The organism is Burkholderia pyrrocinia, assembly GCF_003330765.1.
Lineage (GTDB): Bacteria > Pseudomonadota > Gammaproteobacteria > Burkholderiales > Burkholderiaceae > Burkholderia > Burkholderia pyrrocinia_B.
Genome location: NZ_CP024902.1, coordinates 2,982,428 through 2,998,761, shown reverse-complemented (window position 1 = coordinate 2,998,761; position 16,334 = coordinate 2,982,428). Strand labels below are relative to the sequence as shown.

General features: G+C 67.4%; 13 protein-coding genes. 10 read left to right on the top strand and 3 right to left on the bottom strand.

Annotation, left to right across the window (positions count from 1 at the left end; translation table 11 throughout):
* Nucleotides 1-38: 38 nt before the first annotated feature.
* The 6 genes from CUJ89_RS14570 (at nt 39) to CUJ89_RS14545 (ending at nt 5,416) form a co-directional block, all read left to right on the top strand.
* Nucleotides 39-701 (top strand): response regulator, encoded by a 663-nt coding sequence (locus CUJ89_RS14570; RefSeq protein WP_009691805.1) that lies wholly within the window; start codon nt 39-41, stop codon nt 699-701.
* A 3-nt stretch (nt 702-704) separates the two neighbouring features.
* Nucleotides 705-2,051, top strand: coding sequence for an ATP-binding protein (locus CUJ89_RS14565; RefSeq protein WP_114177931.1), 1,347 nt, complete (start codon nt 705-707; stop codon nt 2,049-2,051).
* A 111-nt stretch (nt 2,052-2,162) separates the two neighbouring features.
* Nucleotides 2,163-3,647 (top strand): DegQ family serine endoprotease, encoded by a 1,485-nt coding sequence (locus CUJ89_RS14560; protein WP_114177930.1) that lies wholly within the window; start codon nt 2,163-2,165, stop codon nt 3,645-3,647.
* Between the two features lie 104 nt (nt 3,648-3,751).
* Nucleotides 3,752-4,189, top strand: a complete 438-nt coding sequence (locus tag CUJ89_RS14555; RefSeq protein WP_114177929.1) for a carboxypeptidase-like regulatory domain-containing protein — start codon at nt 3,752-3,754, stop codon at nt 4,187-4,189.
* A 134-nt stretch (nt 4,190-4,323) separates the two neighbouring features.
* A complete protein-coding gene (locus CUJ89_RS14550) occupies nt 4,324-4,683 on the top strand; it encodes a DUF427 domain-containing protein (RefSeq protein ID WP_114178621.1) in 360 nt (119 codons plus the stop codon).
* Nucleotides 4,684-4,711: 28 nt separating this feature from the next.
* Nucleotides 4,712-5,416, top strand: a complete 705-nt coding sequence (locus CUJ89_RS14545) for a CoxG family protein (RefSeq protein WP_114177928.1) — start codon at nt 4,712-4,714, stop codon at nt 5,414-5,416.
* A gap of 56 nt (nt 5,417-5,472) precedes the next feature.
* Here CUJ89_RS14545 and CUJ89_RS14540 read toward each other — a convergent pair whose 3' ends face one another.
* On the bottom strand, nt 5,473-6,480 hold the full coding sequence (locus CUJ89_RS14540) for a helix-turn-helix domain-containing protein (RefSeq protein WP_114177927.1): 1,008 nt from the start codon (nt 6,478-6,480) through the stop codon (nt 5,473-5,475).
* Between the two features lie 170 nt (nt 6,481-6,650).
* Here CUJ89_RS14540 and CUJ89_RS14535 point away from each other — a divergent pair, with 170 nt between their 5' ends.
* Nucleotides 6,651-7,328: a cysteine hydrolase family protein gene (locus tag CUJ89_RS14535; RefSeq protein ID WP_114177926.1), complete on the top strand. Its 678-nt coding sequence runs from the start codon at nt 6,651-6,653 to the stop codon at nt 7,326-7,328.
* A gap of 52 nt (nt 7,329-7,380) precedes the next feature.
* On the opposite strand, the gene CUJ89_RS14530 is transcribed toward CUJ89_RS14535, so the two are convergent.
* Entirely contained in the window at nt 7,381-8,022 is a 642-nt protein-coding gene (locus CUJ89_RS14530; protein WP_114177925.1) for a TetR family transcriptional regulator, read from the bottom strand.
* 397 nt (nt 8,023-8,419) lie between these two features.
* Between CUJ89_RS14530 and CUJ89_RS14525 the strand changes: the two genes are divergently transcribed.
* From CUJ89_RS14525 to CUJ89_RS14515, 3 genes are read left to right on the top strand one after another with little or no spacing between them, the layout of a single operon-like run.
* Nucleotides 8,420-9,697: an efflux RND transporter periplasmic adaptor subunit gene (locus tag CUJ89_RS14525; protein WP_114177924.1), complete on the top strand. Its 1,278-nt coding sequence runs from the start codon at nt 8,420-8,422 to the stop codon at nt 9,695-9,697.
* A 15-nt stretch (nt 9,698-9,712) separates the two neighbouring features.
* Nucleotides 9,713-12,913, top strand: a complete 3,201-nt coding sequence (gene bpeB / locus CUJ89_RS14520) for an efflux RND transporter permease BpeB (RefSeq protein WP_114177923.1) — start codon at nt 9,713-9,715, stop codon at nt 12,911-12,913.
* Complete coding sequence (locus CUJ89_RS14515) at nt 12,913-14,436, top strand: efflux transporter outer membrane subunit (RefSeq protein WP_114177922.1); 1,524 nt, start codon at nt 12,913-12,915, stop codon at nt 14,434-14,436. The genes bpeB and CUJ89_RS14515 overlap by 1 nt, the downstream gene beginning before the upstream one ends.
* A 321-nt stretch (nt 14,437-14,757) precedes the next feature.
* Here the strand turns inward: CUJ89_RS14515 and CUJ89_RS14510 are convergent, their stop codons facing one another.
* Nucleotides 14,758-16,134, bottom strand: a complete 1,377-nt coding sequence (locus CUJ89_RS14510) for a nucleobase:cation symporter-2 family protein (RefSeq protein WP_201752243.1) — start codon at nt 16,132-16,134, stop codon at nt 14,758-14,760.
* Between the last annotated feature and the right edge of the window lie 200 nt (nt 16,135-16,334).

The window sequence follows — 16,334 nt, the reverse complement described above, 5'->3', positions numbered from 1 at the left end:
GTCGGCGTGTTTGACTCGCCCCATGGATGCTTGCCCCGATGCGGATTCTGCTTGTCGAAGATGATCGAATGATTGCCGAGGGCGTGCGCAAGGCGCTGCGCTCGGACGGCTTTGCGGTCGACTGGGTGCAGGACGGCGACGCGGCGCTCACCGCGCTCGGCGGCGAGACGTACGACCTGCTGCTGCTCGATCTCGGCCTGCCGAAGCGCGACGGCATCGACGTGCTGCGCACGCTGCGCGCGCGCGGGCTGTCGCTGCCGGTGCTGATCGTCACCGCGCGCGATGCGATCGCCGATCGCGTGAAGGGGCTCGACGCAGGCGCCGACGACTACCTCGTCAAGCCGTTCGACCTCGACGAACTGGGCGCGCGGATGCGCGCGCTGATCCGCCGCCAGGCCGGGCGCAGCGAGTCGCTGATCCGCCACGGCGCATTGACGCTCGATCCCGCTTCGCACCAGGTGACGCTCGACGGCGCGCCCGTCGCGCTGTCCGCGCGCGAGTTCGCGCTGCTCGAGGCGCTGCTCGCGCGGCCCGGCGCAGTGCTGTCGAAGAGCCAGCTCGAGGAGAAGATGTACGGCTGGGGCGAGGAGATCGGCAGCAATACGGTCGAGGTCTACATCCACGCGCTGCGCAAGAAGCTCGGCTCGGACCTGATCCGCAACGTGCGCGGGCTCGGCTACATGGTCGTCAAGGAAAGCTGACGCGTGAGGTCGATTCGTCATCAATTGCTGATCTGGCTGCTCGCGATCGTCGTCGCGGGCCTGGGCGTCGCGGGCTGGCTCATCTATCGGCAGGCGCTCGCCGAGGCGAACGAGCTGTTCGACTATCAGTTGCAGGAAATCGCCGCGGCGCTGCCGTCGGAGCCGTTCTCGCAGGTGTTCGGCTCGCGTACCAACGGCGACGAAGGCATCGTGATCCAGATCTGGAACCGCAACGGCGTGCTGATGTACTTCTCGCATCCGCGCGCGCCGATCGCGCCGCGCGCGGAGCTCGGCTTCTCGACCGAGCGCACGGATCGCGGCGAATGGCGCGTGTACGGCGCGATCGTCGGCGACAACGTCGTGCAGCTCGCGCAGCCGCTGTCGGTGCGCAACCGGCTGGCGGCGAACGTCGCGCTGCGCACGCTGTGGCCGCTGATCGTGCTGCTGCCGTTCCTCGGCGCGGCCGTGTGGGTGATCGTCGGGCGCGGGCTCGCGCCGCTCGGCCGCGTGACGCGCGCGGTCGAGGCGCGCCGGCCCGAGGCGCTCGATCCGCTGCCCGACGGCCGCCTGCCGCTCGAGGTGCAGCCGCTCGTGCGCGCGCTGAACGGGCTGCTCGCGCGGCTGTCGGCCGCGCTCGACACGCAGAAGGCGTTCGTGGCCGACGCCGCGCACGAACTGCGCACGCCGCTCGCGGCCGTGCAGATCCAGGCGCAGCTCGTCGCCCGCGCGAAGGACGACGCGTCGCGCCGCGAGGCGGTCGCGGATCTCCAGGACGGCGTCACGCGCGCGACGCGCCTCGCGGAGCAGCTGCTCGCGCTCGCGCGCGCCGAACCGGACGGTGCGACGATGCGCGAACCGGTCGACCTGCAGTCGCTGCTCGCCGAATGCGTGGCCGCGCATGCGCCGCTCGCGCAGCGGCGCGACATCGATCTCGGCTTCGAGGAGACGCGCGCGGCGAGCGTCGTCGCGGACGTCGGCGCGCTGCGCGTGATGTTCGGCAACCTGCTCGACAACGCGGTGAAGTACACGCCGGACGGCGGCCGCATCGACGTGTCGCTGACCCGCGATGCGGCGGGCCGCGCGTGCGTGCAGATCGGCGACAGCGGGCCCGGCATCCCCGCCGACGAGCGCGAGCGCGTGTTCGACCGCTTCTACCGCGACAGCTCCGCGCGGGCGCGCACCGACCTGTCGGGCAGCGGGCTCGGGCTGGCGATCGTCAAGCGCGTGGCGGCGCAGCAGGGCGCGACGGTGTCGCTCGGCGACGCGGCCGCGGGCGGCCTGCTCGTCAGCGTCGTGTTCCGCGACGCCGAGATGCCGGCCCAGGCGCCGCGCCAGCCGGAATCCGTCTGAGAAGGGGGCCGGGCGGGCCCGGGCGGCCCGCTTAAGCCCTGGTTAAGGCTGATTAAGCCTCCTTTAAGTCAGGGTCGTTACGCTGCGTCCTAACAAAGAGGAGGTCCTACGATGAACACCCGATTCCTTGCGCGCGGCGCCGTCGCGGTCGCCGTGGCGGCCGCCCTGTCGGCCGGCTACTTCGCCGGCACCCGCCGCGCCGATCCGCAGATCATCACGCCCGCGCAGGCGGCCGCGCTGATGCCGGCCGAAGCGGCCGCCAAGACCGGCATTCCCGATTTCTCCGGGCTGGTCGAGACCTACGGCCCGGCGGTCGTGAACATCAGTGCGAAGCACGTCGTGAAGCAGGTGTCGCGGCGTGCGCCGCAGCCGCAACTGCCGATCGATCCGAGCGACCCGTTCTACCAGTTCTTCAAGCACTTCTACGGCCAGGTGCCGGGCATGGGCGGCGACGCGCAGCCGGACGACCAGCCGAGCGCGAGCCTCGGGTCGGGCTTCATCGTCAGTTCCGACGGATACATCCTCACCAATGCACACGTGATCGACGGCGCGAACGTCGTCACGGTCAAGCTGACCGACAAGCGCGAGTACAAGGCGAAGGTCGTCGGCTCGGACAAGCAGTCGGACGTCGCGGTGCTGAAGATCGACGCGAGCGGCCTGCCGACCGTGAAGATCGGCGATCCGGCCCAGAGCAAGGTCGGCCAGTGGGTCGTCGCGATCGGTTCACCGTACGGCTTCGACAACACGGTCACGTCGGGCATCATCAGCGCGAAGTCGCGCGCGCTGCCGGACGAGAACTACACGCCGTTCATCCAGACCGACGTGCCGGTGAACCCCGGCAACTCGGGCGGCCCGCTGTTCAACCTGCAGGGCGAGGTGATCGGCATCAACTCGATGATCTACTCGCAGACGGGCGGCTTCCAGGGCCTGTCGTTCGCGATCCCGATCAACGAGGCGATCAAGGTGAAGGACGAACTCGTGAAGACGGGCCACGTGAGCCGCGGTCGCCTCGGCGTCGCCGTGCAGGGGCTGAACCAGACGCTCGCGAGTTCGTTCGGGCTGCAGAAGCCGGACGGTGCGCTCGTCAGTTCGGTCGATTCGAACGGTCCGGCCGCGAAGGCGGGCCTGCAGCCGGGCGACGTGATCCTGTCGGTCAACGGCTCGCCGGTCGCCGATTCGACGTCGCTGCCCGCGCAGATCGCGAACCTGAAGCCGGGTTCGAAGGCCGACCTGCAGATCTGGCGCGACAAGTCGAAGAAGTCGATCAGCGTGACGCTCGGCGCGATGGCCGATGCGAAGCTCGCGTCGAACGACGGCGGGCCCGTCGAGCAGGGGCGCCTGGGTGTCGCGGTGCGTCCGCTGTCGCCGCAGGAGCGCAATGCCGACAACCTGTCGCACGGGTTGATCGTGCAGCAGGCCGGCGGGCCGGCCGCCAACGCGGGCATCCAGCCCGGCGACGTGATCCTCGCGGTCAACGGCCGGCCGGTCACGAGCCCCGAGCAGTTGCGCGACGCGGTCAAGGGTGCGGGCAACAGTCTTGCTCTGCTGATCCAGCGCGATAATGCACAGATCTTCGTGCCGGTCGACCTGAGCTGACCGGCGACGGCCGACGGCCGGCCAGGCCGGCCGCGGCGGGTGCTGCCGCCGTTCGACCGCACGGCGCGGTGCCCCGTATGTGTTCCGACCCCAAGGAGAGAGCCATGCAATATCTACGCAACGTGTCCCGATTTGCCGTCGCCGCGGCGTTGGCCGCCGGCCTCGCGGCCGGTGCGACCGGCGCGTACGCGCAGTCGGACGGTCTGCCCGCCGCGAGCCAGCAAGGCGATATCAGCTATGTGTCGGGCGGTATCGGCAAGGACCAGTCGACGGCATTCCAGAGTAACGAGGCGTCATGGCCGCTGGCGCTGCGCTTCACCGGCAAGGGCGGCGAGTTTCTGGCCGACGTCCATGTCCGGATCGTCGACGGCAAGGGCACCGAGGTGCTGGCGACCGACGCGCGCGGGCCGTACATGCTGGTGAAGCTGCCGCCGGGGCGCTATACGGTACACGCGTCGTACCAGGGCAGCGACGAATCGCGCGCCGTTACGGTCGGCGCGAAGGGCGGCGCGAAAGCCGCATTCCAGTGGAGCGCGCAGTAGCCCGCCGCGCGCGACCCCGGCCGGGGCCGCGCAATTGGCCGCAGTTTCGCTCATAATGAAAGCCACGGCACCCGTGCCGTGGCTTTTTCGTTTCCTGCGCCGGCTTGCTTGCCGGGCCGCCCGAAGGAGAAACGATGTCCGATGCAGCCGCTCCCCGTCTCGAAATCGTGCCGAACCGTCATCGCGTGCGCGTGATCCATCGCGGCATCACGTACGCCGATTCGCACGGCGCGCTGACCGTGCGCGAAACGGGACTGCCGGACATCCACTACCTGCCGCGCGGCGACGTCAACATGCGCAGGCTCGTGAAATCGGGTTTCACGACGGCCTGCCCGTTCAGGGGGCAGGCGGTGCACTTCGACTTGCAGACGGAAGACGGCGTGATCGAGAACGCCGCATGGAGTTACGAAGAACCGAAGGAGGCGGCGTCCGCGCTCGCGCACTACGTCGCCTTCGATGCCGCACGGATCGACAGCCTCGTCGAGACGTCCTGATGCGGCGCGCGTTCATCGGGGAGGCATCATGGAACTGAACGACACGTTACGCGTAGCGCTCGCGCTGCCTGTCGTGCGGGAGGCCTTCGAGGATCTCGCATTGCTGCGGGCAAGCTTCGACCATTGCGAATCGTTCGAGAAGCTCGCGCACGACGAGTTCGCGCTGACGATCACGGTGCCGCTCGGCCCGCTGCGCGCACGCTACGACGTGCGTGCGCATGCGGCCGCCGAGCAGGGCGACGCGGAAGGGCGGCCGCGCCGCGTGATCAATTTCAAGGCGCGGGCCGACGGCCTCGGCGCGCTGCGCGGCCAGGTCGAACTCGTACTGATGCCGGATGACGACGCGAACGCCACGTGCATCGAGTACGTGGTCTGGGCGACGGCGAGCGGGCCGCTCGCCGAGCTGCCGGTGCGGCAGATCGACAATGCGCTGCGCGAATGGACCGACGATTTCTTCCGCGAGTTCTGCGCGGTCGTGCAGGCCAAGCACGGCCTCGCGCCGAATCGCGCGCGCTCGACCGCGCAGCGGCGCCAGCATGTGTTCCTGCGGCCGGCATCGCTGGTGGCCGCGACCAAGCGTTCGCTGCCGCCGCACCTCGGCGGCACGCTGTCCGGGCGTGCCAGCGCGCTCCCTCATCGCGGTTCCGGCACGGTGCCCGTATGGGCATGGGCGGCGATGATCGTCTTCGTTGCGCTGCTGCTTTATGCGGCGCGCTGGATCAACGGCGGCTGAGCGGCCGCGCGCTACCGGTTCCGCTTCACGGGGGCCCGCTGCGCGTGCGGCGGGCGTCACAGCCCCGCATCGGCACCGGCTCCGGCGCCGCGAAATTCCCTTCGATACGCAGACGGCGAGGTGCCGAGCGCGCCCGCGAAATGCTGGCGCAGCGACACGCTCGATCCGTAGCCGGCCGCCTGCGCGATCGCGTCGATCGATTGTCCGGTGGTTTCCAGCAGATGCTGCGCGCGCGCGAGCCGCTCGGCCTGCAGCCACGCGGTGACGGTCGTGCCCGTCGCCTGGCGGAAGTGGCGCGTGAACGTGCGCCGGCTCATCAGCACGCGTTCGGCGAGCGAATCGACGCTGTGCGCGGTGTCGAGGTGTGCGCGCACCCAGTCGAGCAGGCCCGCGAGCCGCGCATCGCGCGGATGCGCGGCGACCGGCTGCGGCACGTACTGGGCCTGTCCGCCCTGGCGGTGCGGCGGGATCACGAGGCGGCGCGCGATCTGGTTCGCGGCGTCCGAGCCGAAGCGCCGCCGCACGACGTGCAGGCAGCAGTCGAGCCCCGCGGCCGTGCCGGCCGACGTCATCAGGTTGCCGTCGTCCACGTACAGCACGTCGGGATCGAGCCTCACGCGCGGAAAGCGCCGGGCGAAGTCGTCGGCCCACGCCCAGTGTGTCGTGGCCGGGCGGCCGTCGAGCAGGCCGGCCGCGGCGAGCACGTAAGCGCCGAGGCACAGCCCGACGAGCTGCGCGCCGCGTGCGGCGACCGCGCGGACTGCGTCGAGCAGCACGTCCGGCGGCGCTTCATCCGGGTCGCGCCAGGCCGGCACGATGACGATGTCCGCGTCGTCGAGCGCGTCGAGCCCGTACGGCGCGGTGATCGTGAAGCCGCCCGTGGTCGACAGCGGGCCGCGCTCGGCCGAGCAGACGCGGAACTCGAATGCGGGCGCTGCGGCCGCGTCGCGTTCCTTGCCGAACACGACGGACGGCACCGACAGGTGGAACGGGCTGATGCCGTCGTACGCGATCACCGCGACGACAGTCGGAACGGGCGGGGCGGGTGACGCGGCGGCGGTCATGGCAGGCTCCGGAATGGCGATGGCCCGATTTTATCGAAGAATGGCTATCGGGCCACTGTCCGCGCGAACGATGCGGCCCGACAATGCATCGCATCGCATCGCATCGCATCGCATCGCGCCGCTGGCCGTCCCGTTCCGGGGCGGCCAGCGGCCCCCGACCAGGAGCCGCCATGTCGAACGCCGTCCCGCATTCCACTTCTCATTCCGTTTCCCGTCCCGCTTCCCGCCGTGCGCTGATCGTGATCGACGTCCAGAACGAATACGTGACGGGCAACCTGCCGATCGAGTATCCGCCGCTCGACGTGTCGCTCGCTAACATCGACCGCGCGATCGACGCCGCGCATGCGGCCGGTGTGCCGGTGATCGTCGTTCAGCACGTCGCGCCGGCCGGCGCGCCGATCTTTGCACCCGGCACCGACGGCGTTGCACTGCACGCGGTTGTCGCCGGCCGGCCGTACGCGCACCTGATCGAGAAGACGCAGGCGAGCGCGTTTGCCGGGACCGATCTCGCCGCCTGGCTCGATGCGCACGGGATCGACACGCTCGCGGTGGCCGGCTACATGACGCACAACTGCAATGCGTCGACGGTTTATCACGCGGCGCACGCGGGGCTGAAGGTCGAGTACCTGGAGGACGCGACGGGCGCGTTGCCTTACGAGAACGAAGCGGGCGCGGCGAGCGCCGAAGAGATTCACCGCGCGTACACGGTGGTGTTCCAGTCGAATTTCGCGGCCGTGATGTCGACCGAAGCGTGGATCGAGGGACTGGCCGGCGCGCCAATGCCGAAGCGCGATTCGGTGGCCGCGTCGAACCGGCGGGCCCGCGCGCATCGCGCGAAGGCGGCCTGAACCGGCCGGAGAGACAGGGGGCGAGCAGGGCGTCGCAGCGAGCGCCGCGCCGTCAGTCGCCTTCCTTCAGCATCGCCGGGCTGTAGCGCAGCATGTCGAAACAGCCGTCGACGAGCTTTTCCGCATGCTGCTCGGCGTCGATCTCGTCGGGCAGCATCAGCATGTCGCGCACGAAACCGCTGACGAGGGTGTGCAGCATCAGCGTCGCACGCCACGTATCGAGCCGCTCGGGCAGCAGCTTGAGTCGCACGGCCACCGCGAGATCGGCATCGATCGTGTGCAGCGCCTCGCTCATCCCCGCGCGGTTGCGCTGCAGCAGCGGTTCCATGTCCGCGACGTATTCGCACTTCATGAACAGGATGCTGAACACGCGCCGCAACTGCGAGTCGCGCTGCACCCCGAGCAGGCACCAGATCAGGATCTGGCGGACCTTCTCGAGCGGATTGCCGCCCGGCGCGTCGAGCGGCATCCGCTTCAACTCGTCGATCGGCAGAAACACGCGGTCGAACATCGCGTCGAACAGTTCGCTCTTGTTTGCGAAATGCCAGTAGATCGCGCCGCGCGTCACGCCGGCGTGCTGGGCGATGTCCGCGAGCGACGTGTGCGACACGCCTTTCTCGAAGAACACGTGTTCGGCGGCGTCGAGAATGCGATTACGCGTCTCGAGTGCCTCCTCCTTGGTACGTCTGACCATGTGCAGGCCTGATTGGATCGTTCGTAGGTGAATATAGGGTCTGCAACTCTCGTCGCCTTCATGCAGGCGGGCTATGCTTGCGACTGGTAACAATCCGTAAGACTGGACCGTCGGCGGGGCACAAACGAGCTTTTTACATACATTCGTGAATGTATATACAATACCACCCTACGATCGAATGACCAAAGTGGCAATCAGTTAATATCCCACTCTGCTGATTCCCGCCAAGTACCAGTCCGCAGTTCGCGGCATCCCGTCGGCACGGAGGTCTCGTGCCGACGTGCTGTATCCAGCAGTCCAGTCATTCAGGTGTTCGATCGGCGCCGCGAGGCGCATCCGTGTTGCGCCCCGATCGGGCGCTGCACTTATTCCATTGGCTATACACAGAGGTCGCTCCATGCGCGTCGAACGGGTTCCATACCGCTTAATCACTGTCGCGACGGCCGCCGTTTTCCTGGCCGCGTGCGGCAAAAAAGAATCGGCACCGCCGCCGCAAACGCCGGAAGTCGGCGTCGTCACCGTCCAGCCGCAATCGGTACAGGTCTTCACCGAACTGCCGGGCCGCACCAGCGCGTTCCTCGTCGCGCAGGTGCGCGCACGGGTCGACGGCATCGTGCTGCGCCGTGAATTTACCGAAGGCACCGACGTCAAGGCCGGTCAGCGCCTCTACAAGATCGATCCGGCGCCGTACGTCGCCGCGTTGAACAGCGCGAAGGCGACGCTTGCGAAGGCGCAGGCGAACCTCGTGACGCAGAACGCACTGGTCGCGCGCTACAAGGTGCTGGTGGCGGCGAATGCGGTCAGCAAGCAGGACTACGACAATGCGGTGGCCACGCAAGGGCAGGCCGCGGCGGACGTCGCGGCCGGCAAGGCGGCGGTCGACACCGCGCAGATCAACCTCGGCTATACCGACGTGGTCTCGCCGATCACCGGTCGCGTCGGCATCTCGCAGGTAACGCCGGGCGCATACGTGCAGGCGAGCCAGGCGACGCTGATGTCGACGGTGCAGCAGCTCGACCCGGTGTATGTGGACCTCACGCAGTCGAGTCTCGACGGGCTGAAGCTGCGCCAGGACGTGCAGAGCGGGCGGTTGAAGACGACCGGCCCGGGCGCCGCGAAGGTGTCGCTGGTGCTGGAAGACGGCAAGACCTATTCGGAGCCGGGCAAGCTGCAGTTCTCGGACGTGACGGTCGACCAGACCACCGGCTCGGTGACGATCCGCGCGGTCTTCCCGAATGCGGGCAGGGTGCTGCTGCCGGGGATGTTCGTGCGCGCACGGATCGAGGAAGGCGTGAACGAGAACGCGTTCCTGGTGCCGCAGATCGGCGTCACGCATGACCAGAAGGGGCAGGCGGTCGCGATGGTGGTGAACGCCAGCAACAAGGTCGAGCCGCGTCCGCTGAAGACCACCGGCATGCAGGGCCAGAACTGGGTCGTCGAAGGCGGCCTGGAAGCGGGCGATCACGTGATCGTGCAGGGCGTCGACAAGGTTCGTCCGGGTGCGACCGTGAAGGCCGTCGCGGCGCAGCTCGCACCGGCGGCAGATGCCGCATCGGGCGTTGCTGCCGCATCCGCCGCGCCGGCTGCCGCCGGTTCCGGCGCCGCCGCCGCTTCCGGTGCTGCCGCATCGGGCGCCGCGCCGGCGAGTGCTGCCGCCGCTTCGAGCGCGCAATAACAGGGAGCCTGTTTCATGGCAAAGTTTTTTATCGATCGCCCTATCTTCGCGTGGGTGATCGCCATCATCCTGATGCTGGCGGGGGTTGCGGCGATCTTCACGCTGCCGATCTCGCAGTATCCGACGATCGCGCCGCCATCGATCCAGATCACCGCGAACTACCCGGGCGCTTCCGCGAAGACGGTGGAAGACACGGTGACGCAGGTGATCGAGCAGCAGATGAGCGGCCTCGACAACTTCCTGTACATGTCGTCGACGAGTGACGACTCGGGCAACGCGACGATCACGCTGACCTTCGCGCCGGGCACCAACGCCGACATCGCACAGGTCCAGGTCCAGAACAAGCTGTCGCTCGCGACGCCGGTTCTGCCGCAGGTCGTGCAGCAGCTCGGCCTGTCGGTGACGAAGTCGAGCAGCAGCTTCCTGCTGGTGCTCGCCTTCAACTCCGAAGACGGCAGCATGAACAAGTACGACCTCGCGAACTTCGTGGCGTCGCACGTGAAGGATCCGATCAGCCGGTTGAACGGCGTCGGTACCGTCACGCTGTTCGGCTCGCAGTACGCGATGCGGATCTGGCTCGACCCGACCCGCCTGACGAACTACGGCCTCACGCCGGTCGACGTGTCGACCGCGATCACCGCACAGAACGTGCAGATCGCGGGCGGCCAGATCGGCGGCACGCCGGCGAAGCCGGGCACCGTGCTGCAGGCGACGATCACCGAATCGACGCTGCTGCAGACGCCCGAGCAGTTCGGCAACATCCTGCTGAAGGTCAACCAGGACGGCTCGCAGGTGCGCCTGAAGGACGTCGCGCAGATCGGCCTCGGCGGCGAAAACTACAACTTCGACACGAAGTACAACGGTCAGCCGACCGCGGCACTCGGTATCCAGCTCGCGACCAACGCCAACGCGCTCGCGACCGCGAAGGCCGTGCGCGCGAAGATCGACGAGCTGGCACCGTTCTTCCCGCACGGCCTCGTCGTGAAGTATCCGTACGACACGACGCCGTTCGTGAAGCTGTCGATCGAGGAAGTGGTCAAGACGCTGCTCGAAGGTATCGTGCTCGTGTTCCTCGTGATGTATCTGTTCCTGCAGAACCTGCGGGCGACGATCATCCCGACGATCGCGGTGCCGGTCGTGCTGCTCGGCACGTTCGCGATCATGTCGCTGGTGGGCTTCTCGATCAACACGCTGTCGATGTTCGGCCTCGTGCTCGCGATCGGCCTGCTGGTCGACGATGCGATCGTGGTGGTCGAGAACGTCGAGCGCGTGATGGCGGAAGAGGGCTTGTCGCCGAAGGAGGCAACCCGCAAGGCGATGGGCCAGATCACCGGCGCACTCGTCGGCGTGGCGCTCGTGCTGTCGGCGGTGTTCGTGCCGGTGGCGTTCTCCGGCGGGTCGGTCGGCGCGATCTATCGTCAGTTCTCGCTGACGATCGTGTCGGCGATGGTGCTGTCGGTGCTCGTCGCGTTGATTCTGACGCCCGCACTGTGCGCGACGATCCTGAAGCCGATCCCGCAAGGGCATCACGAAGAGAAGAAGGGCTTCTTCGGCTGGTTCAACCGCACGTTCAACAACAGCCGCGACAAGTACCACGTCGGCGTGCACCACGTGATCAAGCGCTCGGGCCGCTGGCTCATCATCTACCTGGTCGTGATCGTCGCGGTCGGCTTGCTGTTCGTGCGCCTGCCGAAGTCGTTCCTGCCCGATGAAGACCAGGGCCTGATGTTCGTGATCGTGCAGACGCCGTCGGGTTCGACGCAGGAAACGACCGCGAAGACGCTCGCGAACATTTCCGACTACCTGCTGAAGGACGAGAAGGAAATCGTCGAATCGGCGTTCACGGTCAACGGCTTCAGCTTCGCGGGCCGCGGCCAGAACTCGGGTCTCGTGTTCGTTCGCCTGAGGGACTACTCGCAGCGTCAGCACGCAAACCAGAAGGTCCAGGCGCTGATCGGCCGGATGTTCGGGCGCTACGCGGGCTACAAGGACGCGATCGTGATCCCGTTCAACCCGCCGTCGATTCCTGAACTCGGCACGGCCGCCGGCTTCGACTTCGAGCTGACGGACAACGCCGGTCTCGGCCACGACGCGCTGATGGCCGCGCGTAACCAGTTGCTCGGGATGGCCTCGAAGGATCCGACGCTGCAGGGCGTGCGCCCGAACGGCCTGAACGACACGCCGCAGTACAAGGTCGACATCGATCGCGAGAAGGCGAATGCGCTCGGCGTGACGGCGGACGCGATCGACCAGACGTTCTCGATCGCATGGGCGTCGAAGTACGTGAACAACTTCCTCGACACCGACGGCCGGATCAAGAAGGTTTACGTGCAGGCCGACGCGCCGTTCCGGATGACGCCGGAAGACATGAACATCTGGTACGTGCGCAACGGGTCGGGCGGGATGGTGCCGTTCAGCGCGTTCTCGACCGGTCACTGGACGTACGGTTCGCCGAAGCTCGAGCGCTACAACGGTGTGTCGGCGATGGAAATCCAGGGTCAGGCCGCACCGGGCAAGTCGACCGGCCAGGCGATGACCGCGATGGAAGGGCTCGCGAAGAAGCTGCCGGTCGGTATCGGCTATTCGTGGACGGGCCTGTCGTTCCAGGAAATCCAGTCCGGTTCGCAGGCGCCGATCCTGTACGCGATCTCGATCCTCGTCGTGTTCCTGTGTCTCGCGGCACTGTATGAAAGCTGGTCGATCCCGTTCTCGGTGATCATGGTGGTGCCGCTCGGCGTGATCGGCGCACTGCTCGCGGCGACGATGCGCGGCCTCGAGAACGACGTGTTCTTCCAGGTCGGCCTGCTGACCACCGTGGGCTTGTCCGCGAAGAACGCGATTCTGATCGTGGAGTTCGCGCGCGAGTTGCAGCAGTCGGAAAAGATGGGGCCGATCGAGGCCGCGCTGGAAGCGGCGCGCCTGCGGCTGCGTCCGATCCTGATGACGTCGCTCGCGTTCATTCTCGGCGTGATGCCGCTCGCGATCAGCAACGGCGCGGGTTCGGCGAGCCAGCACGCAATCGGTACGGGCGTGATCGGCGGGATGATCACGGCGACGTTCCTCGCGATCTTCATGATCCCGATGTTCTTCGTGAAGATCCGCGCGATCTTCAGCGGCGAGAAGGAAGACGTCGACCAAGCGCTGCGCCTGGCTCAGGAGCACTCGCACCACGAAGAGAAGCCGGGCAACGGCGACGAAAGCAACAAGGGGCAGTGATGATGCAAAAACACGCTTTGACTGCAATCGCGGTCGCGCTCTTTGCCACGGGCTGCACGATGGCGCCGCACTACAAGCGGCCCGACGCGCCCGTCGCACAGGCGTACCCGGCCGGCGGCGTCTATGCGACGCAGCCGGGCGCTGCCGGCGCGCGCGGCGCGAACGGCCAGGCGGCGACCGCCATCGGCTGGCGCGAATTCTTCGTCGATCCGCGCCTGCAGCGGCTGATCGAGATCGCGCTGAAGAACAACCGCGACCTGCGCGTGTCGGTGCTGAACATCGAGGCGGCGCGCGCGCAGTACCAGATCGTGCGCGCGGGCCTGTTCCCGACGCTCGATGCGACGGGCACGGGCAACATCCAGCGTCTGCCGGCCGGTGTGTCGACGACCGGGGCGCCGCTGATCTCGCGCACCTACAACGTCGGGCTGTCCGCGTCATGGGAGCTCGACCTGTTCGGTCGCGTGCAGAGCCTGAAGGACCAGGCGCTCGCGCAGTACCTGTCGACCGCGTATGCGCGGCAGGCGTCGGAAATCTCGCTGGTGTCGCAGGTTGCGGATCAATACCTGGCGGTGCTGTCGACCGACGATCTGCTGAAGGTCACGGAGAACACGCTGAAGTCCGCGCAGGCGTCGTACGACCTGACGAAGCTGCAGTTCGACAACGGCACGGGCTCCGAGCTCGAGCTGCGTCAGGCGCAGACGGTGGTCGAGACGGCGCTCGCGAACCAGCAGGCGCAGGCACGGGCACGCGCGCAGGCCGTGAACGCACTGGTGCTGCTGATCGGCGAGCCGCTGCCGGACGATCTGCCGCCGGGCATGCCGCTCGACGCGCAGAACCTGCTGACGGACGTGCCGGCCGGGTTGCCGTCGGACCTGCTGACGCGTCGTCCGGACGTGATGCAGGCCGAGCAGACGCTGCTGGCTGCGAACGCGAACATCGGCGCGGCACGCGCGGCGTTTTTCCCGAAGATCTCGCTGACGGCGGCGTTCGGTACCGCGAGCCCGACGCTCGGCGGGCTGTTCAAGGCCGGCACGGCGGCGTGGTCGTTCGCGCCGAACATTGCGCTGCCGATCTTCGAGGGCGGGCAGAACATCGCGAACCTCGATCTCGCGCACGTGCAGAAGCGCATCGAGATCGCGAACTACGAGAAGGCGATTCAGTCGGCATTCCGCGAAGTATCGGATGGCCTCGCCGCACGCGGCACGTACGACCAGCAGATCGCGGCGCTGGAGCGCAACGAGCACGCGCAGCAGCGCCGCTTCGACCTGTCGGACCTGCGCTACAAGAACGGTGTCGACAGCTACCTGTCGGTGCTGACCGCGCAGACGGATCTGTACTCGGCGCAGCAGTCGCTGATCAGCGCGCGGCTGGCGCGCTGGACGAACCTGGTCGATCTGTACCGTGCATTGGGCGGCGGGTGGATCCAGCGGGCCGGCGAGACGCCGCGCGCGCCGGACGAGCCGGTCGACTACGACAAGGCGGCCGCCCCGGCCCCCGCGTCGGCAGCGGCGACGAACGGGTAAGCACGACGAAGGGCAGGGGCGGGCAGTCGCTCCTGTTCGCCGAACCGGCTATACACGGAAACGAAAACGCCACGGACGAAAGTCCGTGGCGTTTCTTTTTGTGCTGTCGCTTTGTGCGGGCGCGGACCGTTGCTGTGACGATTCCTGCATCGGACTCCGGTTACTCCGGTTATTCCGGTCACTTCGACTCGCGCGACCAATCGGCACCCCGCGCCGCGCCGCCGGTCGGTTCTCCCGATCCGGCACCCGCCAAGCAAAACGCCACGGCATGCCGTGGCGTTGTTCCTTTACCGCTTTGCGCCGTCATCCGGCGCGGCGCGATCAGTGATGCACGTCGGCCGGGCGGCCGTCGAAGTCGTGTCCGGCGCGGCGGATGTCGCAGCGCGCGTCCTTCTCGCCTTTTACGCCGTTGAACACGATGTTCAGGATCACGGCCGTTGCCGATGCCAGCAGGATGCCGCTGTGCAGGATCGGTGCGAGCGCGGGCGGCAGCTTCGAGAAGAAGTGCGGCGACACGACCGGCACGAGGCCCATGCCGACGCTCACGGCGACGATGAACAGGTTGTGGGTGTTGTTCACGAAGTCGACCTTCGACAGCACCTTGATGCCGTTCGCCGCCACCATCCCGAACATCACGATGCCTGCGCCGCCGAGCACGAACGGCGGCACCGACGCGACGACCTGCGCCATCTTCGGGAACAGGCCGAGCAGCACGAGGATCACGCCGCCCGTTGCACACACGTAACGGCTCTTCACGCCCGTCACGCCGATCAGGCCGACGTTCTGCGAGAACGACGTGTGCGGGAACGAGTTGAAGATGCCGCCGATCAGCGTGCCGAGGCCGTCGACGCGCAGGCCGCGCACGAGGCGCTCCTGGTTGACCGGACGATCGACCATGTCGCCGACCGCGAGGAACATGCCGGTCGATTCGATGAACGTGACGAACATCACCGTGACCATCGTCGCGATCGACAGCGGGTCGAAGTGCGGCCAGCCGAAGTGGAACGGCATCACGAAGCCGACCCACGGCGCGAGCGACACGCCTTCCGTGTTCACGCGGCCGACGACGAACGCGATCGCGAAGCCGGCGACGATACCGAGCAGCACCGAGATGTTCGCGATGAAGCCGCGGCCGAACTTGTTGATCAGCAGGATCAGCGTGAGTACGAGCAGCGACAGGCCGAGATAGACGGGGCTGCCGTATTCGGGGTTGCCGACGCCGCCGGCTGCCCAGTTGATCCCGACTTCCATCAGCGACAGCCCGATCACGGCAATCACGGTGCCGACGACCACCGGCGGGAAGAACCGCAACAGTTTGCCGATCATCGGCGCCAGCACGATGCCGATGATGCCGGCCGCGATGGTCGAGCCGAAGATGTCGAGAATGCCGAGGCCGGGGTTCGTGCCGATCGCGATCATCGGGCCGACTGCCGCGAACGTGCAGCCCATGATGACGGGCAGGCGGATCCCGAAGATCCACAGGCCCAGCGTCTGGATCAGCGTGGCGATGCCGCACGAAAACAGATCGGCGCTGATCAGGAACGCGATCTGGTCTTTTGGCAGCTTGAGCGCGCCGCCAACGATAAGCGGTACGGCGACAGCGCCGGCGTACATGACGAGGACGTGTTGCAGGCCAAGCGTTACCAGCTTGCCGGTCGGCAGCACCTCATCGCACGGATGGACCGTGTTCGATTGCATCTGTCTCACTCCATGATCTTGTTTTCGGGGTGATACGAAGTTATGCGGAATGAATCCGCGCAACAAGAGCACTGGGTACTATTCCGCTCTTTGCTGGTTCGATATGCCGTTTCGGCATGAAACAGGGTGTCGATCATCGGGGAACTGCCGCAGGAGTGAGGTTCCCCGGTTTTATAGCCCTTCAAAATAGCGCCGGCCCC

Coding starts and splice junctions, on each gene's coding strand:
- CUJ89_RS14570 (WP_009691805.1), top strand. CDS start 39: ATGCGGATTCTGCTTGTCGAAGATGATCGAATGATTGCCGAGGGCGTG.
- CUJ89_RS14560 (WP_114177930.1), top strand. CDS start 2,163: ATGAACACCCGATTCCTTGCGCGCGGCGCCGTCGCGGTCGCCGTGGCG.
- CUJ89_RS14555 (WP_114177929.1), top strand. CDS start 3,752: ATGCAATATCTACGCAACGTGTCCCGATTTGCCGTCGCCGCGGCGTTG.
- CUJ89_RS14550 (WP_114178621.1), top strand. CDS start 4,324: ATGTCCGATGCAGCCGCTCCCCGTCTCGAAATCGTGCCGAACCGTCAT.
- CUJ89_RS14545 (WP_114177928.1), top strand. CDS start 4,712: ATGGAACTGAACGACACGTTACGCGTAGCGCTCGCGCTGCCTGTCGTG.
- CUJ89_RS14540 (WP_114177927.1), bottom strand. CDS start 6,480: ATGACCGCCGCCGCGTCACCCGCCCCGCCCGTTCCGACTGTCGTCGCG.
- CUJ89_RS14535 (WP_114177926.1), top strand. CDS start 6,651: ATGTCGAACGCCGTCCCGCATTCCACTTCTCATTCCGTTTCCCGTCCC.
- CUJ89_RS14530 (WP_114177925.1), bottom strand. CDS start 8,022: ATGGTCAGACGTACCAAGGAGGAGGCACTCGAGACGCGTAATCGCATT.
- CUJ89_RS14525 (WP_114177924.1), top strand. CDS start 8,420: ATGCGCGTCGAACGGGTTCCATACCGCTTAATCACTGTCGCGACGGCC.
- bpeB (WP_114177923.1), top strand. CDS start 9,713: ATGGCAAAGTTTTTTATCGATCGCCCTATCTTCGCGTGGGTGATCGCC.
- CUJ89_RS14515 (WP_114177922.1), top strand. CDS start 12,913: ATGATGCAAAAACACGCTTTGACTGCAATCGCGGTCGCGCTCTTTGCC.
- CUJ89_RS14510 (WP_201752243.1), bottom strand. CDS start 16,134: ATGCAATCGAACACGGTCCATCCGTGCGATGAGGTGCTGCCGACCGGC.